General features: G+C 71.7%; 20 protein-coding genes. 9 read left to right on the top strand and 11 right to left on the bottom strand.

Annotated elements, in window-relative coordinates; all coding sequences use genetic code 11:
- Positions 1-25 precede the first annotated feature (25 nt).
- The 5 genes from ACFY5B_RS23355 to ACFY5B_RS23335 all read left to right on the top strand — a co-directional run bounded on the left by ACFY5B_RS23355 (position 26) and on the right by ACFY5B_RS23335 (position 6,966).
- On the top strand, positions 26-763 hold the full coding sequence (locus tag ACFY5B_RS23355; RefSeq protein WP_389972128.1) for an HAD family hydrolase: 738 nt from the start codon (positions 26-28) through the stop codon (positions 761-763).
- A complete protein-coding gene (locus ACFY5B_RS23350) occupies positions 760-3,114 on the top strand; it encodes a glycoside hydrolase family 65 protein (protein ID WP_389972126.1) in 2,355 nt (784 codons plus the stop codon). Before ACFY5B_RS23355 ends, ACFY5B_RS23350 begins: the two co-directional genes overlap by 4 nt.
- A 104-nt stretch (positions 3,115-3,218) precedes the next feature.
- Complete coding sequence (locus ACFY5B_RS23345) at positions 3,219-4,694, top strand: hypothetical protein (protein WP_389972125.1); 1,476 nt, start codon at positions 3,219-3,221, stop codon at positions 4,692-4,694.
- A gap of 75 nt (positions 4,695-4,769) precedes the next feature.
- Entirely contained in the window at positions 4,770-5,618 is an 849-nt protein-coding gene (prcB, locus tag ACFY5B_RS23340) for a proteasome subunit beta (RefSeq protein WP_389972124.1), read from the top strand.
- 187 nt (positions 5,619-5,805) lie between these two features.
- Complete coding sequence (locus ACFY5B_RS23335; RefSeq protein ID WP_389972123.1) at positions 5,806-6,966, top strand: HoxN/HupN/NixA family nickel/cobalt transporter; 1,161 nt, start codon at positions 5,806-5,808, stop codon at positions 6,964-6,966.
- Between the two features lie 142 nt (positions 6,967-7,108).
- Here the strand turns inward: ACFY5B_RS23335 and ACFY5B_RS23330 are convergent, their stop codons facing one another.
- Together ACFY5B_RS23330 and ACFY5B_RS23325 are read right to left on the bottom strand one after the other, a co-directional pair.
- The gene (locus ACFY5B_RS23330; protein WP_389972122.1) at positions 7,109-8,077 is read right to left on the bottom strand and encodes a hypothetical protein; all 969 of its coding nucleotides are present in this window, start codon (positions 8,075-8,077) and stop codon (positions 7,109-7,111) included.
- A 12-nt stretch (positions 8,078-8,089) separates the two neighbouring features.
- Positions 8,090-9,559 (bottom strand): APC family permease, encoded by a 1,470-nt coding sequence (locus ACFY5B_RS23325; protein ID WP_389972121.1) that lies wholly within the window; start codon positions 9,557-9,559, stop codon positions 8,090-8,092.
- A gap of 408 nt (positions 9,560-9,967) precedes the next feature.
- Here ACFY5B_RS23325 and ACFY5B_RS23320 point away from each other — a divergent pair, with 408 nt between their 5' ends.
- Positions 9,968-10,459: a DUF5709 domain-containing protein gene (locus tag ACFY5B_RS23320; protein ID WP_389972209.1), complete on the top strand. Its 492-nt coding sequence runs from the start codon at positions 9,968-9,970 to the stop codon at positions 10,457-10,459.
- Between the two features lie 130 nt (positions 10,460-10,589).
- Here ACFY5B_RS23320 and ACFY5B_RS23315 read toward each other — a convergent pair whose 3' ends face one another.
- Together ACFY5B_RS23315 and ACFY5B_RS23310 are read right to left on the bottom strand one after the other, a co-directional pair.
- Positions 10,590-10,796, bottom strand: a complete 207-nt coding sequence (locus tag ACFY5B_RS23315) for a hypothetical protein (protein ID WP_389972119.1) — start codon at positions 10,794-10,796, stop codon at positions 10,590-10,592.
- A 204-nt stretch (positions 10,797-11,000) separates the two neighbouring features.
- The gene (locus ACFY5B_RS23310; RefSeq protein ID WP_389972207.1) at positions 11,001-12,110 is read right to left on the bottom strand and encodes a PP2C family protein-serine/threonine phosphatase; all 1,110 of its coding nucleotides are present in this window, start codon (positions 12,108-12,110) and stop codon (positions 11,001-11,003) included.
- A 326-nt stretch (positions 12,111-12,436) separates the two neighbouring features.
- Here ACFY5B_RS23310 and ACFY5B_RS23305 point away from each other — a divergent pair, with 326 nt between their 5' ends.
- Positions 12,437-13,327 carry a GNAT family N-acetyltransferase gene (locus tag ACFY5B_RS23305; protein ID WP_389972117.1) on the top strand — a complete coding sequence of 297 codons (891 nt, stop codon included), beginning with the start codon at positions 12,437-12,439 and terminating at the stop codon, positions 13,325-13,327.
- An 18-nt stretch (positions 13,328-13,345) separates the two neighbouring features.
- Here ACFY5B_RS23305 and ACFY5B_RS23300 read toward each other — a convergent pair whose 3' ends face one another.
- On the bottom strand, positions 13,346-14,221 hold the full coding sequence (locus ACFY5B_RS23300) for a Gfo/Idh/MocA family protein (RefSeq protein WP_389972115.1): 876 nt from the start codon (positions 14,219-14,221) through the stop codon (positions 13,346-13,348).
- A 204-nt stretch (positions 14,222-14,425) separates the two neighbouring features.
- Between ACFY5B_RS23300 and helR the strand changes: the two genes are divergently transcribed.
- Positions 14,426-16,585, top strand: coding sequence for an RNA polymerase recycling motor ATPase HelR (helR, locus tag ACFY5B_RS23295; protein WP_389972113.1), 2,160 nt, complete (start codon positions 14,426-14,428; stop codon positions 16,583-16,585).
- Between the two features lie 21 nt (positions 16,586-16,606).
- Here the strand turns inward: helR and ACFY5B_RS23290 are convergent, their stop codons facing one another.
- From ACFY5B_RS23290 to ACFY5B_RS23275, 4 genes are read right to left on the bottom strand one after another with little or no spacing between them, the layout of a single operon-like run.
- Positions 16,607-17,476: a sugar phosphate isomerase/epimerase family protein gene (locus ACFY5B_RS23290; RefSeq protein WP_389972111.1), complete on the bottom strand. Its 870-nt coding sequence runs from the start codon at positions 17,474-17,476 to the stop codon at positions 16,607-16,609.
- Positions 17,473-18,492, bottom strand: a complete 1,020-nt coding sequence (locus ACFY5B_RS23285) for a Gfo/Idh/MocA family oxidoreductase (RefSeq protein WP_389972109.1) — start codon at positions 18,490-18,492, stop codon at positions 17,473-17,475. Before ACFY5B_RS23285 ends, ACFY5B_RS23290 begins: the two co-directional genes overlap by 4 nt.
- A 22-nt stretch (positions 18,493-18,514) precedes the next feature.
- Positions 18,515-19,948: a sugar porter family MFS transporter gene (locus ACFY5B_RS23280; protein WP_389972107.1), complete on the bottom strand. Its 1,434-nt coding sequence runs from the start codon at positions 19,946-19,948 to the stop codon at positions 18,515-18,517.
- 9 nt (positions 19,949-19,957) lie between these two features.
- Positions 19,958-20,908, bottom strand: a complete 951-nt coding sequence (locus tag ACFY5B_RS23275) for a TIM barrel protein (protein WP_389972105.1) — start codon at positions 20,906-20,908, stop codon at positions 19,958-19,960.
- Positions 20,909-21,124: 216 nt separating this feature from the next.
- Between ACFY5B_RS23275 and ACFY5B_RS23270 the strand changes: the two genes are divergently transcribed.
- Positions 21,125-22,132, top strand: a complete 1,008-nt coding sequence (locus ACFY5B_RS23270) for a LacI family DNA-binding transcriptional regulator (protein ID WP_389972103.1) — start codon at positions 21,125-21,127, stop codon at positions 22,130-22,132.
- 26 nt (positions 22,133-22,158) lie between these two features.
- Here the strand turns inward: ACFY5B_RS23270 and ACFY5B_RS23265 are convergent, their stop codons facing one another.
- Positions 22,159-23,163, bottom strand: a complete 1,005-nt coding sequence (locus tag ACFY5B_RS23265; RefSeq protein ID WP_389972101.1) for a sugar ABC transporter substrate-binding protein — start codon at positions 23,161-23,163, stop codon at positions 22,159-22,161.
- 311 nt (positions 23,164-23,474) lie between these two features.
- Positions 23,475-23,885, bottom strand: a complete 411-nt coding sequence (locus ACFY5B_RS23260; RefSeq protein ID WP_389972099.1) for a VOC family protein — start codon at positions 23,883-23,885, stop codon at positions 23,475-23,477.
- Between the last annotated feature and the right edge of the window lie 31 nt (positions 23,886-23,916).

The following is a 23,916-nucleotide window of genomic DNA, read 5'->3' as shown; positions in this document are numbered from 1 at the left end:
TCTCCGCAGGGGGAACCGGTCCTGTATGACGCAGCTCGGTCTTCCCGAAAGCATCCACGCCTGTCTGTTCGACCTCGACGGCGTCGTCACCAAGACGGCCGTCGTGCACGCGGCCGCCTGGAAGGAGATGTTCGACGCCTTCCTGCGCGAGCGCGACGGCGCGGACTTCCGGCCGTTCGAGACGGCGGACTACGACGAGTACGTCGACGGGCGACCACGCGCCGACGGGGTGCGCACCTTCCTCGCCTCCCGCGGCATCGACCTGCCCGACGGCGACCCCGACGACCCACCCGGAGCCGAGACCGTGCACGGACTCGGCAACCGCAAGAACGACCTGGTCCTCGAGAAGATCCGCACCGATGGCGTCGAGGCCTACGAAGGCACCCTGCGCTATCTGGAGGCCGTCCGCGCCCACGGACTCAGCACCGCGATCGTCTCCTCCAGCGCCAACTGCCGTGACGTGCTCCGCTCGATCGGCGCCGAGCACTTCTTCGACGTCCGCATCGACGGCGTCGTCGCCGCCGAGCGCAAGCTCCCCGGCAAGCCGCACCCCGACACGTTCCTGGCCGCCGCGGAGGACCTCGGCGTCCAGCCCTGCGAAGCGGCCGTCTTCGAGGACGCCCTGGCCGGCATGGACGCGGGCCGCGCCGGGCGCTTCGGATACGTCGTCGGAGTCGACCGGGTCGGGCAGACCGACGCGCTGTACCGGCACGGCGCCGACATCGTGGTGCAGGACCTCGCGGAACTGGGGGAAACGCAGTGATCGCACAGCGGGCGTACAACGTCGAGCCCTGGACCGTACGCGAGACGGCACTCAACCTCGACGTCCTGGCACAGAGCGAGTCCGTGTTCGCCCTGTCCAACGGGCACGTCGGCTGGCGTGGCAACCTCGACGAGGGCGAACCCCACGGCCTGCCCGGCTCCTATCTCAACGGCGTCCACGAACTGCACCCGCTGCCCTACGCCGAGGCCGGCTACGGCTACCCCGAGTCGGGCCAGACCTCCATCAACGTCACCAACGGCAAGGTGCTGCGGCTGCTCGTCGACGACGAGCCGTTCGACCTGCGCTACGGACGGCTCGTCACCCACGAGCGGACCCTCGACCTGCGGCGGGGCGTCCTGGAGCGGGTCTGCGAATGGACCTCACCGGCCGGGTCGACGGTCCGGGTGCGCTCCACGCGGCTGGTGTCCCTCACACAGCGCGCGATAGCCGCCGTGGCGTACGAGGTGGAGCCCGTCGACAGCCGGACCCGGGTGGTCGTCCAGTCGGAACTCGTCGCCAACGAGAGCCTGCCCGAGCCGGACGGCGACCCGCGCGCCGCCAAGGCGCTGAAGTCGCCGCTGGAACCGGAGGAGGACCTCGCCGAGGGCAGCCGGCTGCGCCTGGTCCACCGCACCCGCCGCAGCGGCCTGCGGGTCGCCGTGGCGGCCGACCACAACGTCACCGGCCCCGAACGGACCACCACGAGCAGCGAGTCCAACGTGGACGTGTCCCGGCTGACCGTCACCTCCGTGCTGGAGCCGGGGGAGCGGCTGCGCGTGGAGAAGCTGGTCGCGCACGGCTGGTCCGGCGTCCGCTCCCGGCCCGCCATGAGCGACCAGGTCGAGGCCGCCCTCGCCGCGGCCGGGCACAGCGGCTGGCAGGGGCTCCTGGAGGAGCAGCGGGCCTACCTCGACGCCTTCTGGGCGCGTGCCGACGTCGAGATCGACGGCGACGAGGAGATCCAGCAAGCCGTCCGTTTCGCCCTCTTCCACGTCCTGCAGGCGGGCGCACGCGCCGAACAGCGCGCCATCCCCGCGAAGGGACTCACCGGCTCCGGCTACGACGGTCACGCCTTCTGGGACACCGAGGCGTTCGTGCTGCCGCTGCTGACGTACACCGCGCCGAAGTCCGCCGCCGAGGCCCTGCGCTGGCGCCTCGACACCCTCCCCGCCGCCCGGGAGCGCGCCACCCAACTCGGCCTGCGGGGCGCCGCGTTCCCCTGGCGCACCATCGAGGGTTCGGAAGGCTCCGCGTACTGGCCGGCCGGCACGGCGGCCTTCCACGTGGGCGCGGACATCGCCGACGCGGTCGTGCGGTACGTGGCCGTCACCGGCGACGAGACCTTCGAACGCGAGGTCGGCGTGGAGCTGCTGGTGGAGACCGCCCGTCTGTGGCGCTCCCTCGGCCACCACGACGACCGGGGCGTCTTCCACATCGACGGTGTCACCGGACCGGACGAGTACAGCGCCATCGCGGACGACAACACCTACACCAACCTCATGGCCCGTGCGAACCTGCTGGCCGCCGCCGACGCGTGCAAGCGTCACCCCGACGAGGCCGCGCGGCTCGGCGCCGACGAGGAGGAGCGGGCCGCTTGGCGGGACGCCGCCGAGGCCATGAACGTCCCCTACAACGACGAACTCGGCGTGCACGAGCAGCACTCCGGCTTCACCCGCTACCAGCGCTGGGACTTCGACCGCACCGGCCCCGACCAGTACCCCCTGATGCTGCACTTCCCCTACTTCGACCTGTACCGCAAGCAGGTCATCAAGCAGGCGGACCTGGTACTGGCGATGTACACGTGCGGCGCCTTCTTCGAGGAGTACTTCGACGAGGAGCAGATCGCCCGCAACTTCGCCTACTACGAGCCGCTGACCGTCCGCGACTCCTCCCTGTCCGCCTGCGTCCAGGCCGTCATGGCCGCCCGGTCGGGCCACCTCGACCTGGCCGCCGACTACACGGCCGAGGCCGCGCTCATGGACCTCGGCGACCTGGAGCACAACACCCGCGACGGCCTGCACATCGCCTCGCTGGCCGGCACCTGGATGGCGCTGGTCGCCGGGTTCGGCGGCATGCGGTGCAGCGACGGCGCCCTGCGGTTCGCGCCCCGCCTGCCCGAGCGGTACAGCCGGCTCGCCTTCACGGTGGGCTTCCTCGACCGGTGCCTGCGGGTGGAACTGACCGCCGACCAGGCCACCTACACCCTGAACTCCGGCATGCCCCTGACCATCCGGCACCACGGCACCGAGATCACGGTCAGCGAGGACGCACCCGTCTCCCGGCCGATCCCTGAGCTGACCCACCGCCCGGCTCCGAGCCAGCCCCCGCACCGCGCCCCGCACGCCCGCTGACCCGCCTTCGCGCGTCAGGCACTTGGCCGAGTTCCGCCCTGCACCTCCCCGCCCCGCGGGTTAGCTTGATCATGTTGTCCGATCATCGGGGTAAGGGGCGGAACATGCCTGATGGCGCGAACGCCATCCTCGTCCGCAGGCGAAGACGCGAACAGGCGGCCGGGCCGCGCGCCGCCTTCGGGGCGCGCGGCAACCGGCCGCTCGCCGCCCTGGCCGCCGTCTTCGTCCTCGCGCAGCTCGTCCTCGTCCGGCCCGTCCTGGGCCTGGGCTGGGATGAGATCGTCTACGTCAGCCAGGTCACCTCGCACCACCCCGCGGCCTTCTTCAGCGCCCCCCGCTCCCGCGGCGTCTCGCTGCTGGTGGCGCCGGTCGCGTCCTGGTCGTCGTCCGTCCCGCTGCTGCGCGTCTACCTCGCCCTGCTGTCCGGTCTCGCCCTCTACCTGGCCCTGCGCGCCTGGCGGGGCCTGTTCCCGACCCGCGTCCTGGTCCTCGGCGGTGCCCTCTTCGCCTCGCTGTGGCTGACCCTCTTCTACGGCCCGCAGGCGATGCCCAACTACTGGGTCGCGATCGGCGCCCTGATCGGCGTCGGCTGCTTCCTGAGGGCCCGGGAGGAGCGTCCCGCCCCGGTGCTCCTGTGGGGTCTCGCGGCCGGGGCCGCCCTCATGGCGTGGATGCGCCCCACCGACGCGGCCTACGTGGCCCTGCCGCTGCTCGTCCTCGCCCTGGCGCGCCGCCGGCGACTCCTCCTCGCGCTCGTGGCGGGTCTCGCGGCGGGGGCCGTGCCGTGGGTGGTCGAGGCGTACGTGAGCTACGGCGGGCTGGGCGAGCGGCTGGCGGAGGCCTCCCGGATCCAGGGCGGACTGGGCTGGCAGATCGCCGTCGACGACCAGCTGCGCAGTCTGGGCGGTCGCGCCCTGTGCCGGCCGTGCACCGGGCCGATGCCCACCCCCCTGGTCACCCTCTGGTGGTTCGCCCTGCCGGTCCTGGCCGGTCTCGGGCTGGCCGTCGCGGTCCGGGCCCGGCGCCCGGAGCGGACCCTGGTCCCGCTGGCCTGTGCGGCCACCGCCGCGCTGCCGTACCTCTTCATGATCGGCTACGCGGCCCCGCGCTTCCTCCAGCCGGCCTACGCGCTGCTCGCCCTCCCGGTCGCCGACGCCCTGTGGCACCTGGCCAGAACCCCGGGTGGCGCGTGGCGCCCGGTGGCCGCCCCCCTCGTCGCGCTCGCGCTGGCCGGGCATCTCGCGGCACAGCTCGCCGTGCTGGACGGCGCCGTGTCCCGTAACATCGAGAGCCGCCGTGACTGGGGCCGCACCGCCGACGCCCTGCACCGGCTCGGTGTCCGCACCCCCTGTCTGCTCACCGGTCACGAGGCCATCCCGATCGGCTACTACACCGGCTGCTCCTCGGGGGCGACGTCCGGAAACAACGAGAACACCACCGCGGCGGACATCCTGCGCACCGCGGAGCGCCGCCCGGTCGCCCACCTGTCACCGGCCGGCGGCACGCCACCCCCTTACGCGCGGTCCTGGCCCGTCCACCGGATCTCGGACCTGGACGTCCGCGTGGCACCGGGCCGCTGACACCTCCGACGGCGTTTCCCGTCGGTCCGGGTCAGGTAGGAGTCGGGTGGACGGTCACGATCGAGGGGGAACGGCATGGTGGCGAGCGACCACGAGGGCAGGCTGGGCGAAGTGTTCTTCACCCCGGGCTCCTCGTCCTTCACCGACTTCCTGGCGGCCCACCGCCCCGAGCTGCTGAGCACCCGTCGCGCCCTGCCGGACGGCGTCCGGGCCGAGGGCGTACCGCACGGCACGACCGTGCTGGCCCTCACCTACCGGGACGGCGTGATGATCGCGGGCGACCGGCGGGCGACGATGGGCAACCTGATCGCCCAGCGAGACCTGGAGAAGGTGCACCCCGCGGACGACCACTGCGCGGTCGCCTTCGCGGGTACGGTCGGGCTCGCGGTGGACATGGTGAGGCTGTACCAGGTCGAGCTGGCGCACTTCGAGAAGATCGAGGGCATCCCCATGACCCTCGCGGCGAAGGCGACCCGGCTCGCCACCATGATCCGTGACAACCTGGGCCAGGCCATGCAGGGCCTCGCGGTCGTTCCACTGCTCGCCGGCTACGACCCCGCGGCCCCCGAGGGGGAGCAGGGCCGCATCTTCTCCTTCGACGTCGTCGGCGGCCGCTACGAGAAGTTCGGCTTCCACGCCGAGGGCTCCGGATCGCCGTACGCCCGGGGCGCGTTGAAGAAGCTGTACCGACCGGGCCTGTCCCGCCGCGAGGCGGCTCTGGTGGCCCTGCAGGCGTTGTACGACGCGGCGGACGACGACTCCGCGACCGGCGGCCCCGACCTCACCCGCCGCATCTACCCGATCGTCTCGGTCATCACCGAGGACGGCTTCGAGAGGCTGGCCGCGACGGAGACGGAGGAGCTGAGCCGAGAGATGGTCGAGCAGCGCCACAGCCGGCCGGACGGACCGAGCGCCGAGGTATGACACCCGGCCGGCCCCACTGCGATGCGCCGGCTTGAACTGCCCGACTGCCGGACGCCGGCCCGGCGGAGTTTTCGGTTCCATGGACAAGACCTGTCACGGGCTTTACTGCACATCACTTGCAGCTGCCGGAGGATGGCACAAGGCTGTTCACCGCAGCCGTCCGTCCGACAGAAAGACCTTCCCCCCGATGACGGCCGCCCCTGAGTCCACTCCGCGCCTCCCCGCCCCGGCCCCCGCCCAGCGCACGGCCTGGCACCGCGTCCGCACCTCCATGACGCGGCGGGAGTGGACCGGGGTCGGGGGGATGGCGGCCTTCATCCTGGCCCTGCACGTGATCGGCTGGTTCACCCTCGTGGCGATCGTCACCCCGGAGCACCACGCCATCGGCGCGCAGACCTTCGGCATCGGCATCGGCGTCACCGCGTACACGCTCGGCATGCGGCACGCCTTCGACGCCGACCACATCGCCGCCATCGACAACACCACCCGCAAGCTCATGGGGGAGGGACAGCGGCCGCTGTCCGTGGGCTTCTGGTTCTCCCTCGGCCACTCCAGCGTCGTCTTCGCCCTGGCCTTCCTGCTCACCCTCGGCGTGAAGACCCTGGCCGGGCCGGTCCGTGACGACGGCTCAGCCCTGCACGACGTCACCGGCCTGATCGGCACGACCGTCTCCGGCACGTTCCTCTACCTCATCGCGGCCGTCAACCTCGTCGTCCTGGCCGGCATCTGGAGGGTGTTCCGCGCCATGCGCTCGGGCCGCTACGACGAGGCCGCCCTGGAGGAGCAGCTGAACAACCGCGGGTTCATGAACCGCCTGCTGGGCCGCGTCATGAAGTCGGTCTCCAAGCCCTGGCACATGTACCCGCTGGGCCTGCTGTTCGGCCTCGGCTTCGACACCGCCACCGAGATCGCCCTGCTCGTCCTGGCCGGCTCCGGCGCGGCCTCCGGACTGCCCTGGTACGCGATCCTGTGCCTGCCCGTCCTGTTCGCCGCGGGGATGTGCCTGCTCGACACCGTCGACGGCTCGTTCATGAACTTCGCCTACGGCTGGGCCTTCTCCAAGCCGGTCCGCAAGGTCTACTACAACCTCACCATCACCGGCCTGTCCGTCGCCGTGGCCCTCCTCATCGGCACGGTCGAACTCCTCGGCCTCCTCGCCGAACGGCTCGACCTGCACGGTCCCTTCTGGGATTGGATCTCCGGCCTGGATTTCAACATCCTCGGCTACGTCGTCGTCGCCCTGTTCTTCGCCACCTGGGTGGTGGCGCTGGTGGTGTGGAGGGTCGGACGCATCGAGGAGAAGTGGTCCGGGGACCTGGCAGGGCCGGAGCGCGGCGTCAGTACATGACGGCCATGGCGTAGCCGAGCGTGAGGGCCACCACGAGCGCGAGGACGAGGACGGCCCCCGCGATCACGACCGTCCCGAACAGCCCCGTCACCACGGACAGCCCGAGCCGGGCGGCCCGACGCGCCCGCGCGGCCCCCGCCGCTCACGCCCCCAGCCGCAGCTCCTTGCGCCACTTGGTGATCTGCTTCTCCGCATCACCCGTGTACGACCACGGCGTGCGCGTCGCGCGGGGCCCCAGCATGCCCAGCAGGACGCCCGCGATGTCAGTGGCGCCGGCGGAGCAGGCCGCGTGGGCCAGGTAGTTGAAGTCGCGCAGTTCACCGGGCGCGATCCCGCTCTGCCTCCGGCCCATGACCCAGCGCTGCCAGGTCCGCCGCAGGTCGCTCGACGCACCGTCGTGGTTCCAGTGCTGTGAGAGGCCCACGGCGGAGTGCCTGCCCTGTGCCGCGTCCAGGGCGAAGCGGTACTCCTCGACCCGGGCGTACTGCACCAGCACCGGCAGCGGACAGCCGGGCGGCGCCACTCCGGCCGCGTCCCGGGCGAAGTCGTACATCAGGCCGTGCGTGCCGTGCCAGCGCGCCGAGTAGTAGTGGAGCACCTGAAGGTGTCCCTCGACGCTGTAGGGATCCCGGCCGTGCAACTCGTCCCACCAGCGCCCCAGTTCCTGCCGGCGTACGCCCTTCGGGTACAGACGCGCCACCGAGATCAGCGACACCCAGGGCGTCGGGTCCTCCGGGTACGCCTCCGCCGCCGTGAGGCAGGCCAGCACCGCCGCGTCCACGCGGTGCTGGTCGATCGGCACGCCCCGCCCCGCCGCGATGGCCACGTTGAAGGTGCGGGCGGTCTCCGTCGCCGCCCGCAGCACCAGCGCGTCGGCGCTGTGGGCGTCGGCCGAGAGCCAGGACTCCACGGTCGAACTGCCCGCGCACACCTGCGCGAGCTGCCGGATCCGGTGCCCCCGGGCCGTCCAGTCGCGGCCGGTGGCGGCCAGCAGGTCCCGCAGCCCCTGCCAGCGGCCGATCACGACGTCCTGGCGGGCGGAGGTGAGGTCGGTGTCCCCGCAGTCGGGGTCGAAGTCGGGAGTGAAACCGCGTCTGAGACCGCGTGCCATCACCGGTCCCCCTCAGAAGTCGGTGGACAGACCCTCGTGGACACGGGCACGCGCGTCCTGTTCGTCGGGGACGTAGTCCGTCTCGACCGCGCGCGAGGCGTCCAGCTTCGCGGGCCGGTAGTAGTCGCTGCCCTGCCTCCAGTACCAGAGCATCGGGACGAGCCCGACCGCGAGCCCGCCGATGCCGATCGAGATCGCGGCACTGCTCAGCTCGCCCAGCGACTCCACGAACACCCAGAACATGAACAGGGCGCCGCACAGCGGCCACAGGCCGCCGAAGAGGAAGTTGGCAGGGGACTTGAGCAGCATCTTCCGGTACGCGACGACCACCGCGAGTCCCGCGAGACCGTAGTAGACGGCGATCTGCAGGCCGATCGCGGAGATGGCGTCGGAGAGGATGTCGCCCACCGAGCCCAGGGCGTTGGCGGCGATGAACATCACCAGCGCCACCGATCCGACCACCACGATCGCCACCCAGGGCGTGTTCCACCGGCGGTGCACCCGGCCCAGCGCCGACGGCATCGTACGGTCCCGGCCCATCGCGAACAGCGAGCGCGTCACCTGGATCAGCGTCGTCTCCAGGGTGGCGATGGTGGACAGCATCACGGCCACGATGAGCAGCTTGCCGCCCCAGCCCGGCCAGATCTCCTCGCCGAGCACCGCCAGCACGTTCGCGTCGTTCTCCTCGATCTGCTTCGAGGTGAGGATGACGTTCACCGCGATGGTGAACACCTCGAACAGCAGGAACACGATGCCCACCCCGATCAGGCCCGCGAGGCCCGTCGTACGGCGGCTGTTGCGGGTCTCCTCGCTGAGGTTGCTGGTGACGTCCCAGCCCCAGTAGTAGAACGCGGCGATGAGCGCGCCCGAGGCGAAGCCGGCCATGCCGTCGAAGTGCGAGAAGCCGAGCCAGGACCAGTCGAAGGCGCGGGCGTTGCCGGTGTGGAAGAAGGCGAGCACCGCGAACAGCGCCAGGACGGCAAGCTCGACACCGGACATGACCAGCTGGGCGCGGACCGTGAGCCGGGCGCCGCCGAGCACCACGCCCAGCATGACGAGGAACCAGGCCGCGCCGACCACCGTGGACAGCGCGGTGTTGTCCGCGAGACCGTCGTCGAAGAGCGCCAGCGTCATCGAACCGGCGGGCAGCGACCCGGCCACCATGAAGATCGTCGCCGAGATCACCAGCGCCCAGCCGCTGATGAAGCCGAGGAAGGGGTGGAGCGTGCGCCCCACCCACGAGTAACTGGCGCCCGCGTTGACGTCGATCCGGCCGAGGTAGCTGAACGCCAGCGCGATGCCCAGCATGGGTATCGCGCAATACAGCAGGGCGGCCGGGCTCGCCGGCCCCACCGCGCCGACCAGCACGGCGGTGGTCGCGGCCAGCGAGTACGCCGGGGCGCTGCCCGCGACCGCCATCACGACGGTGTCGAATGTGCTGAGGACATTGGCCTGCAGCCCTCTGCCCCTGCTGTAGCTCATGGATGCGCTGCTTTCACTTGTGCGCGGCCGGAGGCGGGCAGGCCGTCCCGGCGGCGTTGGGGGGTGGGGGTGGAGCTCGCCGCCGGACGGAGGAAAGGGTGGCCTCGGTCTCGACGGCGTGAGAAGGGGTGGCGGATACCGTGCTGCCGCCGCGTCGACAGCCGGTCACACCGTGTGTGCGAGTGATGATAGTCCTACTGATTGAGCTTTCAAGATTGACCGGTGGGTAATGTCCGGTACCGCCCGGGGTTTTAACTCCTGTTGGCTCCCGCGACGTTCGGGCAGCCTCCCGGTTCCGGGGGACGTCCGCCGAGGTTAGAGCCCGCGTTACGGGAAACGCGGAACGGACAGGCGAGACGAACGAGCCGAGCAGCGGACAGGAAGGCAGGAGTGATGGGCACGGAACCGATGCGCCCCGAACCGATGGCGGACGACGCGTACCAGCCCACCGGTACCAACGAGGAGCAGGAGGACGCCGCGCCGCTGGACCTGCAGGACGCCGTCGACGAACGGACGTACGACGACACGCTCGACGAGGGCTACTCCCCGCCGGAGAAGCCCCTGGGCGTCACCAAGCGCGGCACCACCGCGGCCGAACAGCACGAGGGCGAGAGCCTCGACGAACGGCTGGCGCAGGAGGTACCCGACGTGTCCGCCGAGCCCGCCGGGGACGGCGTGGGTGACACCCCCGACGGCGACGGCGAACCGGTGGACCCCGAGGCGGGCACCGCCCGCGCCGGCCGTCTGGTCGCCCCCGACGAGGGCGCCCACGCCGACACCACGAAGGAGACCGTCGCCTCCGACGTCGGCATCGACGGCGGGGCGGCCGGTGCGGAGGAGGCCGCCGTGCACGTGGTGGAGGACGACAGCGCACTGCCCGAGGGCGACGGCGGCGTGTGACCCGTTCGCCGGCGTGCGGTCGCGCCGGCACGCGGAGGGCCACCGCGCCCGTGCGCGTCCGCGCCGGGTCCGGTGGCCCTCCGCGTGCCGAGTGTGCCGATGGGGGACGGCCAGGGCAGCGGATTCTCGGCTAGGGCAGCAGCTTCTCCAGGGCGGCAGGTCCCTCCGCCGCCAGCTTGCGCTTGGCCCACTCGAGGGTGTGCGGGTTGAGGTCCTTGCCCGAGGCGAGGACGAGGTCCTCCGGCGACACGTCGGTGCCGGTGCGGGCGTGGAGCAGGCGGTCCGGGGTGGCGCGGTCCTCGGGCGGCCGGGATGCGGCAGGCTCTGACGTCGACATGTTCTCTGCTCCTAGGGTCCGGATCGCTGGGGAGGCCCCGGTGCTGAAAAACCGGTCCGATATCACCATTCCCCGCGGGAGCGCGGCGTGCATCCGGAGAGCGCGGTCCGGGCCCGGACACCCCGTTCGGACGACCATGGATGTCGCGGGTCCTACCTCCGGGTGACGGTGGAATCACGTGCCCCTGCGACTGACACCTTGATGTCAGGCCCCGCCCGCCCCGTCCCGCGGACGCGGCGCGAGCACCAGCATGGTGACGTCGTCCTGCACGTCCGGGCAGTGCCGGACGAGGTCGGTCCAGACCCGCTCGGCCAGCGCGACCGGATCGTCGGCGGCAAGGCCGGGCAGCCGTTCGGTCAGGGGGTAGAAGACCCCGTGCGTGTCCCTGGCCTCGGTCACCCCGTCGGAGGCGAGGAAGAGCCGGTCACCGGCCCTCAGCGGCACCGAGACGACCCGGGGCGGGACCGCCTCGGCGAGGTCGAGACCCAGCGGTGTGCACGGCTCGACGTCCAGCTCGACGGCCCGGCCGTCCCGCAGCAGCAGCGGTCCGGCCTGCCCGCACGCCACGATCCGCACCACCCGGGCGTCGGCGGAGAAGTCGAGCAGCACCGCCGTCGCGAACAGCTCGGCGTGCGGGTCGCCCGCGGAGTCCACCGCCAGCCTCCGGTCGAGCCGGGCCGCCACCGCCTCCGGGTCCGGCTGGTCCAGCACCGCCTCCCGGAACGCGCCCAGCAGCGACGCGACCGTGGCCACGGCCGACAGCCCGTGCCCTTGCACATCGCCCATGACCGCCCGTACGCCGTAGGGACCCGCCCGTACGTCGAAGAAGTCGCCGCCGACCAGGGTGCCGCGCTGCGCGGCCCGGTACAGTCCCGCGCACCGCACCGGCCCCACCCGATCCGGCAGCGGCGGCACCACAGCCCGCTGCGCGGCCTCGGCGACGGCCCGCTCGGTGACCAGCTGCGCGTCCCGCCGGGAGCGGACGTACGACAGCAGCACGCTCAGCACCGAGACGAAGCACACGGTCAGCAGGTCGGTACTGCCGGGATCGTCGAGATTGAAGACGGGCACGGTCAGCACGACCACCACCAGCGCGCCGAGCACCGCCGTCGCCACCGGACCGTGTGCCAGCACGGCCAGCGGCGGGATGGCCCCCAGCAGGAATCCGATGTCGAGCGGCTCCGGGGTGATCAGCTCCGCCAGGCAGACGCCCGCGAGCAGGGCCGACGGCAGCACCCTGGCCCAGAGGGGCGGGGGTGCGCCGCGCAGCCAGCCGCGCCGGTCATGGTCCCGGCGCGCCGGCCGGCCGCGCATACTGCTCACACCACCACGCTGCTACGGCCGACCGGCCGCCGCACCCGGGCCCGCACCGTCGAGGGCGGTGAGGGTGTCACCCCACAGGGGCGGCAGGCGTCGCTCGGCCGCCCCTCAAGGGGCCCTCGAGCCCCGCCGGAAATCGATGGACGGCCCGCCCGGAGATCACGTAGCTTTGTGCCGCGCCACGCCCCGAGACCGGCGGAAGGAGGGCAGAGCCGTGCAGATCACACCGTTCCCGCGCTCCCTCCCCGTTGCCCCGGCGTGCCGCGACTGACCGACCGGGAGCGCTCCGAGCAGCATGCGTCCCGGAGGACACCACCCCTATGGCCGATCTGGTCATCCGCGCGCTCGACACGAGCGACGCCGAACTCTTCGACACCCTGCCCGATCCGCTGGGCGCCCGTGAGGGCCACCGGCTGACCCGGCACCGCCCCGACTGGAAGCGCGTGGCCCTGCGCGACGGCCGTGTGGTCGCCCGCGGCGCCTGGTGGGGCGGCCCCGACGACAGCGAGCCCGTCAACCTCAACTGGTTCGACGTGGCCGAGGGCGAGGAGGAGGCGGGCGCCGCACTCCTGCGTTCCGCCCCCTGGCAGGTCGAACTGGAACTGAACCTGCCCACCGGCTGGCGCGACGACCCGGCCCTGCGCGCCGCCGCCGAGACCCGCTTCACCGCCGCCCGGACCGCCGGCTACGACCTCCTGGTCGAACGCCTGCTGTACCGCTGGACCCCCGACCGCGGTCTGCCCGAGCGGCCCGGGCGCCTTCAGTTCCGGGTGGAACCCGACGACGCCGTGTTCTTCGACGCACTGCGCCGCGTCCACTCCGCCACCCTGGACGCGCACGCGCTCAGGGCCATCGAGGAGGGCGGGCTCGACCGGGCGGCCCAGGAGGAACTCGACTTCTTCCACTGGTGCCCGTCACCGCGCGAGTGGTGGCAGACGGCGTACACGCCGCAGGGCGACCTGGCCGGCATCCACATACCGGCCCACAACCAGTCGGGGCCCTGCATCGGCTTCATCGGCGTCCTTCCGGAGCACCGCGGCCAGGGCTACGCCTACGACCTGCTGGCCGAGTGCACGCACTTCCTGGTCGAGCAGGGGGCGGAGTTCGTCGCCGCCGCCACGGACCAGGGCAACTTCCCCATGGCGGCGAACTTCGCCGAGGCCGGCTACCCGGTGGTGAAGGAGCGGCTCAACTTCGAACCGGCGCAGTAGGCAGGGCCGCCCGCGCGCTCAGGGGCTCAGCAACTCCTGGGCCGCCGTGAGGATCTCGGTGACCCTCAGACCGAACGCCGCGTCGCAGGCGTGCGGGCGGCCGGTGCGGGCGGCGTCGAGCAGCGCGTCCGCCGCCCGCATCAGCGCGGGCACGGCTCCGTCGGAGCCGTCCGGCAGCGCAGCGACCCCGGCCTCCCCGCGCAGCTCCACGGCGGCACCGGCCGCGGCGGGCGGTGCCGTCAGGCTCAGGGTGAGGGTGCTCGACGCGCCACCGGTGTGGTCGAGGACGACGTGCGCCGTGTCGCCGGGGCCGTACGCCGCCGCGGTGACGCGCCGCACATCGCCGAGGACCGGCAGCAGGACGGACAGGGCGTGCGGGCCGACGTCCCACAGGGCGCCCTTCTCCCGCCGCCACGGCGTCGCGAAGGGGCTCTCGCTGGTGAACACCGCCCCGAGCCATTCGGCCCGGGCCGTGAACCAGCCCGGTACCGCGGCCTGTTCGGCGATCCACGCCGCCGGCTCGGGCTGGAATCGGGTCGTGAAGAACACGACCGAGGCGACACCGGCCTCCCGGGCCGCCTCGACCACGGCTCGTCCCTGCTCCACCGTCGGCGCGAGCGGCTTGTCGAGCAGCAGGTGGCACCCGGCCCGCGCCGCCCGCGCGGCGAGTGCGGCCTGCACCTGCGGCGGCAGCGCCACGGCCACCGCGTCCACATCGGCGAACAGTTCGTCGACATCGTCGTAGGCGCGGACGCCGTGCCGCTCGGCCAGTTCCTTCGCGGCCTCGGGGCGACGGCCCCACACACCCGTGAAGTCCAGCTTCTCGTGCCCGCTCAACGCGGGGGCGTGGGCCATCCGTGCCCAGGGTCCGGTGCCGAGCAGTCCTATGCGCATGCCGCCGCCTCTCCACGCTGCCAGGACGACGAGCGTGCCACACGGAAACGGCCGGTGGGCACCAGGGGCGGACAACAGAAAAGGCAAGGAGTGTTCTCCTCGCCTGTCTCAAGTTATAGCCCACGGGGGGCCTTGCGGCAAGGCCCCCCGTCTGCCGCAAAATGTCCGGCCTAGGCCCAGGACCTGCGGAAACGGGAGCATGACGTGACCCCTGCGACAACGAGCGCGTTCGATCTTCCCGGCCGCCTCGCGCACAAGGCCGCCCCGGCGTCGATCGCCGGGGACGAGCGGCACTTCGCCGCCGTCGCCGACTGTCTGGAGCAGTCCATCGCGGAGCTGTCCGACCGTCTGGAGGCCGAGCGCAGGGCCCCCGGCGGCAAGGGCAGGCAGGCCATGGACCGGGACGCCGAGATCCACCGGCTCACCGCGCGCCTGCGCGCCCTGCGCCGCTTCGGACTGGACCTGTGCCTCGGGCACATGGTCGGCGCGGACGGCTCCGAGCCCGTGTACGTGGGACGGCTCGGCCTCACGGACAACGAGGGCCGCCGGCTGCTGGTCGACTGGCGTTCCCCGGCAGCGGAGCCTTTCTTCGGGGCCACCCACGGCAACCCGATGGGCCTGACCAGCCGCCGCCGCTACCGCTGGACCGAAGGCAGGGTCAGCGACTACTGGGACGAGGTGTTCACCGCCGACGCGTTCGCCGGACACGCCGCGCTCGACGACCAGTCCGCCTTCATCGCCGGCCTCGGCACCAACCGCTCACCCCGCATGCGGGACGTGCTCGGCACCATCCAGGCCGACCAGGACGCCATCATCCGCGCCGGTTCCCGCGGCACCCTGGTCGTCGACGGCGGCCCGGGCACCGGCAAGACCGTCGTCGCCCTGCACCGCTCCGCCTACCTCCTCTACTCCGACCCGCGCCTCGGGCAGCACCGCCGGGGCGGGGTGCTGTTCGTCGGCCCGCACCGGCCCTACCTGTCCTACGTGTCCGACGTCCTGCCGAGCCTCGGTGAGGAGGGTGTGCAGACCTGCGTCCTGGCGGACCTCGTCGACGAGGGAGCCACCGCGGCGGCCGAGACCGACCCGGAGGTGGTCCGTCTGAAGTCGTCCGCGGACATGGTGCGGGCGATAGAGAAGGCCGTCCGGTTCTACGAGGAGCCGCCCACGGAGGCGATGACGGTCACGACCCACTGGTCCGACATCCGCCTGGGCGCCCACGACTGGGCGGCGGCCTTCGACGCGGCCGAACCCGGCACACCGCACAACGAGGCACGCGACCAGGTCTGGGAGGAACTGCTCACGATCCTCGTGGACAAACACGAGGGCGACGCCCCGGAGGACCTGCTCCGCAAGACGCTGTCGCGGGACCGGGAACTGCTCACGGTCTTCAACCGCGCCTGGCCGCTGCTGGAGGCGACCGACCTCGTCGGGGACCTCTGGTCCGTGCCCGCCTATCTGCGCATGTGCGCGCCCTGGCTCGACCGCGACGAGGTGCGCACCCTGCAACGCGCGCAGCCGCACGCCTGGACCGTGTCCGACCTGCCACTGCTGGACGCGGCACGCCATCGGCTCGGGGACCCGGGCGCCGCACGGCGCAGGCGCCGGCAGGAGGCCGCCCTCGCCGCCCAGCAGGAGGGCATGGCCGACGTCATCGACAACCTGCTGGAGGCCCACAGCTACGACGACGGCGAAGGCGTGCTGGTCATGCTGCACGGACAGGACATGCGCAACTCCCTGGTCGACGACAGTGCCCTGCCCACCGCCGACCAGGACCGGCTCGCCGGGCCGTTCGTGCACATCGTGGTGGACGAGGCGCAGGAACTCACCGACGCGCAATGGCAGATGCTGTTGCAGCGCTGCCCGTCCCGGAGCTTCACCATCGTCGGCGACCGTGCCCAGGCCCGGCACGGATTCACGGAGTCGTGGCGGGAACGCCTGGAGCGGATCGGGCTGGACCGGGTCGAGATGGCCTCGCTGAGCATCAACTACCGCACGCCCGCCGAGATCATGGCTGAGGCCGAGCCGGTCATCCGGGCCGTGCTGCCGGACGCCAACGTGCCGACGTCGATCCGCAGCGGCGGCGTCCCCGTCCGCCATGGGTCCGCCGCGGAGCTGACGCCGGTCCTGGACACCTGGCTGGCCGGACAAGCCGACGGGATCGCCTGTGTGATCGGCGATCCCGGGTACCGCCCGGCCTCGCCCCGCGTCCGGTCGCTCACCCCGGAGCTGTCGAAGGGGCTGGAGTTCGACCTGGTGGTCCTGGTCGACCCGGAGGACTTCGGCGACGGCGTCGAGGGCGCCGTCGACCACTATGTGGCGATGACCAGGGCGACGCGGGAGCTCGTGATCCTCACGAGCTCCTGACGCTCCGGCCGGGCGGCGTTCCTAGGCGGCCAGCTCCTTGCGGATGCGGTCCAGCATGAACGCCGACGACTCCCGGGCCCGCTCCTCCCAGGCGAACACACAGGCCGTCGCGACCCCGTCGAAGCCCAGCTCGCGCAGGGTGCCGAAGAAGACGTCCCAGTCGACCTCGCCCTGGCCGATGTCGAGGTGCTGGTGGATCCGGGCCGGGGTGCCCGGCGGGTTGAGGATGTAGCGCAGGCCGCTGGACCCCTTGTGGTTGAAGGAGTCCGCGATGTGCACGTGCTGGAGCTTGTCGCCGGCGTAACGCATCATCTTCGCGATGTCCGCGCCGACCTCCGAGGGGCCCGAGAGGTGGAACGTGTGCGGCGCGCAGTACAGGTAGTTCACCCACGGCTTGTCGATCGCGCGGACGAGATCGACGGCCGGGGTGTTCTCCTCGCAGAAGTCGTCCGGGTGGGCCTCCAGGTTCAGGGCGATGCCCTCGCGCTCGAACACCGGCAGCAGCTCCTCCAGCGAGCGCCAGAACGCCGCCTCGCTCTCGGCGGCACGCTCGGGTCGGCCGTTGAACTCCGAATTCATCAGCGGGCATTCGAGATCCGCGGTGATCTCGATCATCCGCTTCCAGTAGCGCACGGCGGCCTGCCGCTCGGTCTCGTCCGGCGAGGACCACTTGTACAGCGGCAGTACGGAGGACAGCTGAACGCCGTGCGTGCGCAGCGCGTTCTTCAGTTCCGCCACCCGGGCGTCGTCCGCGCGCGGGTGCAGGAAGAACGGCATGAAGTCGTCACGCGGCGACAACTCGATGTACTCGTAACCGAGTTCGGCGACCGTGCGCACCATCTCGTCGATGGGCAGGGCGCGGAACATGTACGGGTCGAGGGCGATCTTCACGCGGTGCCTCCGTAGAGCGCGGGCCGGGGCTTCATGTCGGTGGTGACGGTCTCGCCGCCGGTCTCCAGGGACCGGACGGCGGCGTCGGTGATGACGGTGGCGGCGTAGCCGTCCCAGGAGGACGGGCCGGTGGGCTCCGTGCCATCCGCCACGGAGGCGACCCACTCGCGGAACTCGGTGTCGAAGGCCTCCGCGAACCGGTCCTTCCAGTCCTGCAGCACGCCGGTGCCGTGCCGGGCCGCGGTGCGGACCCCTACGGCCGCCGGGTCCGGCAGCCTGACCAGGCCGTCCTCGCCCACGACCTCGCACTGGATGTCGTAGCCGTACTGGCAGTTGACGAAGACTTCCAGGTCGATCCGAACGCCCGAGGCCGTCTCGAAGATCATGATCTGGGGGTCCTTCAGATGGGCGAACCGCTTGCTCGTGGCGCGCGGGGTGACCACCTGGGCGGAGACGATCTCGTCGTCGAGCAGCCAGCGCAGCACGTCGATCTCGTGCACGGCCGTGTCCTGGGCGGCCATGGCGGAGTGGTACGACTCCGGCACGGTCGGGTTGCGGTGCGCGCAGTGCACGATCAGCGGAGCCCCGAGCGAACCGGTCGACAAAACCTCCTTCATCTGCCGGTAGCCGGCGTCGAAGCGGCGCATGAAGCCGACCTGCACCAGCCGGCGGCCGTGCGACCGCTCGGCCTCGACGATCCGCAGACAGTCCTCGGCGGTCGTGGCCAGCGGCTTCTCACAGAACACCGGCTTGCCGGCGGCGATCGCGTTCAGGACGTGCTCGGCGTGGGTGGGACCCCAGGAGGTGACGAGGACGGCGTCCACGTCGGGGGAGGCGACCAGGTCCGCGCCGGTGGGCAGCACGGTGGCACCGGCCCGGGCCGCCACCTCGGCGGCGCGCTCGGTGTCCACGTCGGCGACGGCCGTGACGGCGGCACCGGTGACGACCTCGGTGAGCCGCCGGATGTGGTCCTGGCCGATCATTCCGGCGCCGATGACGCCTACTCGTACGGTCATGGTGAGACTCCTCGGAGGATGGTCAGGAGAAGCGCGCCCGCAGCTCGGCCTCGAGGGTCTCGAGCGTGCGGCCCTTGGTCTCGGGGACGTACCGCTTCACGAAGGCGAGGGACAGCACGCCCGCCGCCACGAACAGGAAGAAGGTGTGGGAGATCCCGATCCCGGAGACCAGGGACGGGAAGACCAGCCCGATCGCGAAGTTGGTCAGCCACAGCACCACGGCCGCCACGCCCATGCCGAAGCCGCGCATCCGCATAGGGAAGATCTCCGACAGCATCAGCCACGTCACCGGAGAGATCGCGCCCTGCTGGAAGGCGAGGAAGGTGACCGTCATCGCGAGCACCGCGAACGCCCTCGGGTCCCCGGAGGGCAGGACCAGCGAGAAGACGCCGATCAGCAACAGGGCGAGGGTCGTGCCGACCTGACCGGTCATCAGCATCGGGCGGCGCGGCACCCGGCCCAGCAGCCAGATACCGACGAAGGTGGCCAGCACCGAGATCACACCGTTGGCGATGTTCGCGGTGAGCGCGCTGTCGGCGGCGAAACCGGCGTCGGTGAGGATCTGCGTGCCGTAGTACATGATCGTGTTGACACCGGTGATCTGCTGCACGATGGCGATGCCGAACCCGACGAACATCAGCTTGCGCACCCAGGGTGTGCTCTTGATGTCCTGCCAGCCGCCGAGCTTGGCCTGCTCGTCCTTGACGGCGAGCGCGGAGACCTCCTGCAGCTCGGCCTCGGCCCGGGCCCGCGAGCGCACCTCCTTGAGGACTTCGAGGGCCTCGCCGAAACGGCTCTGCGAGGCCAGCCAGCGCGGACTCTCCGGCATCACCAGCATGCCGAACCACAGCACCACGGCCGGCAGGGTCGCGATGACCAGCATCCAGCGCCACACCCCGCCGGACTCGCCGCCGACCTGCGCGATGATCGCGTTGGAGGTGAAGGCCAGCAGCTGACCGCTGACGATCATCAGCTCGTTGCGGGTGACGAGGGCACCGCGCCGCTCGGCGGGTGACACCTCCGCGAGGTACACCGGCACGGTCACCGAGGCGCCGCCGACCGCGAGGCCGAGCACGAACCGCGCCACGATCATCACCGCGGTCGTCGGGGCGAGCGTGCAGCCCAGAGCGCCGATGAAGAACAGCACGGCCAGCAGCAGGACGGCGCGCCGCCTGCCGCGCGCGTCCGACAGCCGGCCGCCGGTGACCGCGCCCAGTGCGGCACCCAGCAGCAGCGAGCTGGTGACCATGCCCTCGGTGACCGGGGTCAGGCCGAGGTCCTCGGTCATGTAGGGCAGCGCGCCGTTGATGACGCCCGTGTCGTAGCCGAAGAGCAGGCCCCCGAACGTGGCGATGATCGTGATGACCCGCAGTCGCCGGGAGACCGCCGCGGGGGCGTCGTCCGCCGCGACCGTGGTGGGGGTGGAGGACGCTGTCGTGTCGTCCCTGACGTCCATGGGCGCTCCTTACCTGTCGACGTTCGGGCGCCGGGTACCCGACAGGCCGAGGCCGGCGAGGTGCTCACGGGTGCCGATCGCGACGGGCAGCGGCACCTCGGGCGCGCACGGGTACAGGTCCTGCTCGACGATCACGAACAACTCGGCGTCCAGACCGGCCAGTTCGGCGACGACGTCGGCCGGTTTCGGCACCCCGGCGGGTGGCGACACGCACACTCCGCGCTGCACGGCCTCACCGAACGACAGGTCCTCGGCGGCGACCTGGGCGAGGATCTCCGGGTCCATCTGCTTGATGTGGACGTAGCCGACGCGCTCGCCGAAGCGGCGGATGAGATCGAGGTTGTCCCCGCCGCCGTACGCCACGTGCCCGGTGTCCAGGCACAGGTTGGTGTAGCGGCTGTCGGTCTCGTTCAGCAGCCGCTCGATCTCCGCTTGCGTCTGGACGTGGCTGTCGGCGTGCGGATGTACGACCAGCCGCACGTCGTACTCGTCCAGCAGCAACTCGCCCAGCCGGTCCGCGGCCCGGCCGAACCCGGCCCACTGCTCGGCGGTGAGTTCCGGCGACTCGGTGAACGCGCCCGTCTTCTCGTCCCGGTACATCGGCGGGATGAAGACCAGGTGGTGCGCCCCCGCGGCGGCGGTCAGGGCCGCGACCTGCCGGACATGGGCGAGCGTCTCGTCCCACGCCTCGGGGCGGTGCAGTGCGCCGAAGGCGGTGCCGCCGGAGACCTTGAGTCCCCGTGCGTCCAGCTCGGCCTTCAGCCGCTGCGGGTCGGTGGGCAGATAGCCGTACGGGCCGAGCTCCAGCCACGCGTAGCCGGCCCGCACCAGCTCGTCGAGGAAGCGGGTGTACGGCACCTGGTGTTCGTCCTCGGGGAACCAGACGCCCCAGGAGTCGGGGGCGGACCCGAGGCACAGGTTGCCGACGGTGATGCGGGGAGGGGGAGGCGCCGTTGCCATGGAGGTGTCCTTCACGCTGCGGTTTCCGCTGGCTGTCGCGCGCTACTAGCGCGCTCTAGTTCGAGTACGATGACCCCTGTCCAAATGTCATGTCAATAGCTGGTCGCCGGGAGATCGCAGGATTCTCGTGCGTGTCCGGTTCGGGGCACCGCGTAGGGTGTGCGGCGTCGGAGGGTGGGTTCACAGGTGAATGCATCGGGCAGGCAGCGGCCCACGATGGCGGACGTCGCCGAGAAGGCGGGCGTCTCCCGCGCGCTCGTCTCGATCGTCTTCCGCAACCAGGCCGGAGCCGGCCGGGAGACCCGGGAACGGGTCCTGCGCGTGGCCGACGAGATCGGCTACCGGCCCGACAGTGCGGCCCGGCTGCTGGCCCGCGGGCGCAGCCGCACGCTCGGCGTCATGTTCACCGTGCAGCAGACGTTCCACACGGACCTCATCACCGGCATCTACCCCGAGGCCGAACGGCTCGGCTACGACGTGCTGCTCTCCGGGGCGACCCGAGGCCGCAGCGAGGCCAAGGCCATCGAGGCGTTGCTCAGTCACCGCTGCGAGGCGGTGATCCTGCTCGGCCCGGACGCCGAGTCCGCCTACCTGGACGAACTCGGGCAGCGCACGGTCGCCGTGTCGGTCAGCCGCCGGGTGCCCCGGGCCCGGGTCGACTTCGTGCACACGGCCGAGGGCAAGGGCGTCCGGCAGGCCATGGACCACCTGGTGGAGCTGGGGCATCGCCGAATCGTCCACATCGACGGCGGACGCGGCCCCGGCTCGGCGGAGCGCCGGCGTGCCTACCGGGCCGCGATGCGCCGCCACGGGCTGGAGGCGGAGGCGCGGGTGATTCCCGGTCACCACACCGAGGAGTCCGGGATCGAGACCGGCCGCCTGCTGCTGGCCGAACGGGACGGCGGGCGGCCGCTGCCGACGGCGGTGCTCGCCGGCAACGACCGGTGCGCGATGGGTCTGCTGATGGCCCTGACCCGGGCGGGCGTGGAGGTCCCGCGCGACCTGTCCGTCGTCGGGTACGACGACAGTCACCTGTCCCACCTGATGCCGATCGGCCTGACCACCGTCCGGCAGGACGCCGCCCTGATGGCCGAGCGCGCCGTCCGATTCGCCGTCGAGCGGCTGGAGAAGGGGGAACTGGAACCGCGGGAGGCCGTGCTGGACCCCAAGCTGGTGGTGCGGGGGACGAGCGGGCCGGCCCCGAAGGAGCCGGGTCCGGCCTGACTCGGGTGCCCCGCCGCCCGCTTCCGTCAGCGCGTGCCCTTCTTCGCGAACTCGGCGACGCTGTCGACGTTGTCCTTGGTGACGAACGCCGGCCCGGTGAGCACGGGAGCGGCGCCGCCGCCGCTGACGTTGCCGTTGGTCTTGTACAGCCACAGCGCGTCCACCGCCAGGTAGCCCTGGAGGTAGGGCTGCTGGTCGACGGCGAACTCGATGCTGCCGCCCTGAATGGCCCCGACGAGGTCCTTGTTGAGGTCGAACGTGGCGACCTTCGCCTCGCTGCCGGCGTCCTTCACCGACTGCACGGCGGTGAGGGCGATCGGGGCGCCGAGCGTGACGACCTGGTCGATGGAGGAGTCCTTCTGAAGTTTGGCGGTCAGCGTCGACTTCACCGACGGCATGTCCGTGCCGTTGACGTACAGGTTCTCCGTCGTGCCTTCGAAGCCCTTCTTCAATCCGGCGCAGCGGGCCTCCAGTGCGACCTGGCCCTGCTCCTGGATGACACAGACGGCGTGCTTGGCGCCCAGTTGGTTCAGGCGCTCGCCGAACGCCTGCCCCGCGATGTTCTCGTCCTGGCCGAAGTACTCGAGCATGCCGAGCTCCTTCCAGTCGTCCAGACCGGAGTTGAAGCCGACGACGGGGATGCCGGCCGCCTTGGCCTTCGCCACGACGCCCTTCATGGCGTCGGGCTTGGCGGCGGTGAGGGCGATGCCGTCGACCTTCTGGTCGATGGCGTTCTGCACGAGGTTGGCCTGGTTCCCGGCGACCGGGTCACTGGAGTAGACGAGCTTGATGTTGTCCTTCGCGGCGGCGGCCTGGGCGCCCTTGCGGATCAGGTCCCAGAACGTGTCGCCCGGCGCCGCGTGGGTGACCAGGGCGACGGTCATCCGCGGGGTGGTGGCCTTGCCCGCGGCGGCGTCGGTGCCGCCGGCCTCGGAGTTCTTCCCGCCTGAGCCGCTGGAGCAGCCTGCGGCGAGCAGGGCGCCCACGGCGACGGTGGTGGTCAGGGCGGCGGCTCTGTGGTGTCTGCGCATGTCGGGTGCACCTCACTGTGCTGGGACGAGGGGGCCGTGCCCGGTCCGGGAGGCGGGCGGTGGGTGGGCGCCCGGGGCGGCGGCGGTCATGGTGGTGCGGCGGTCCTGGGTGCGGACCCCGTGTACTCGGTGACTGGAGCGCGTTACTAGCGCGCTCTAGTGGCAGGTACTATGCGGCCGCCCCGGGGGGATGTCAACAGCTTTGTCAGGACGTACCAACAAAAGAGGGCCGCCCGTGCGCACCGGTGGTGAGTGGTGCGTACGGGCGGCCTCCGGGCGGACGGTCCGGGACCGTCGGGGGGCTCGGTCGCTCAGCTCTCCGTGCTGATGTTGACCATCCAGGGGACGCCGAAGCGGTCCGTGCACATGCCGAACACGTCGCCCCACATCTGCTTCTCCAGCGGCACCGACACCGAACCGCCCTCGGACAGCTTCTCCCAGTAGCCGCGCAACTCGGCTTCGTCGTCGCCGCTCAGGCTCACGGAGAAGGGGCTGCCCTGCTCGGACTGCATGCCCGGCGGGTTGTCGGCGCCCATCAGGGTGAAGCCGCTGGTCGTTTCCAGCATGCCGTGCATGATCTTGTCGGCGTTCGGGGCGTCCGCCTGCCCGAACTCTCCGTAGCTGTTGAGGTCGAGGGTGCCGCCGAAGACCTCCTTGTAGAACTCCATCGCCTGCCGGGCGTCGCCGTTGAAAGTGAGGTACGGGTTGAGGCGCGAGGCCATAGGAACCTCCCAGAAGGGGGCAAAATGCCGT

Origin of the sequence: Streptomyces sp. NPDC013187 (assembly GCF_042899705.1) — a bacterium.
GTDB classification, from domain to species: Bacteria; Actinomycetota; Actinomycetes; order Streptomycetales; family Streptomycetaceae; genus Streptomyces; species Streptomyces hawaiiensis_A.
Note: the sequence above shows the minus strand (reverse complement) of the source record. Positions and strands in the feature narration are given on the sequence as shown.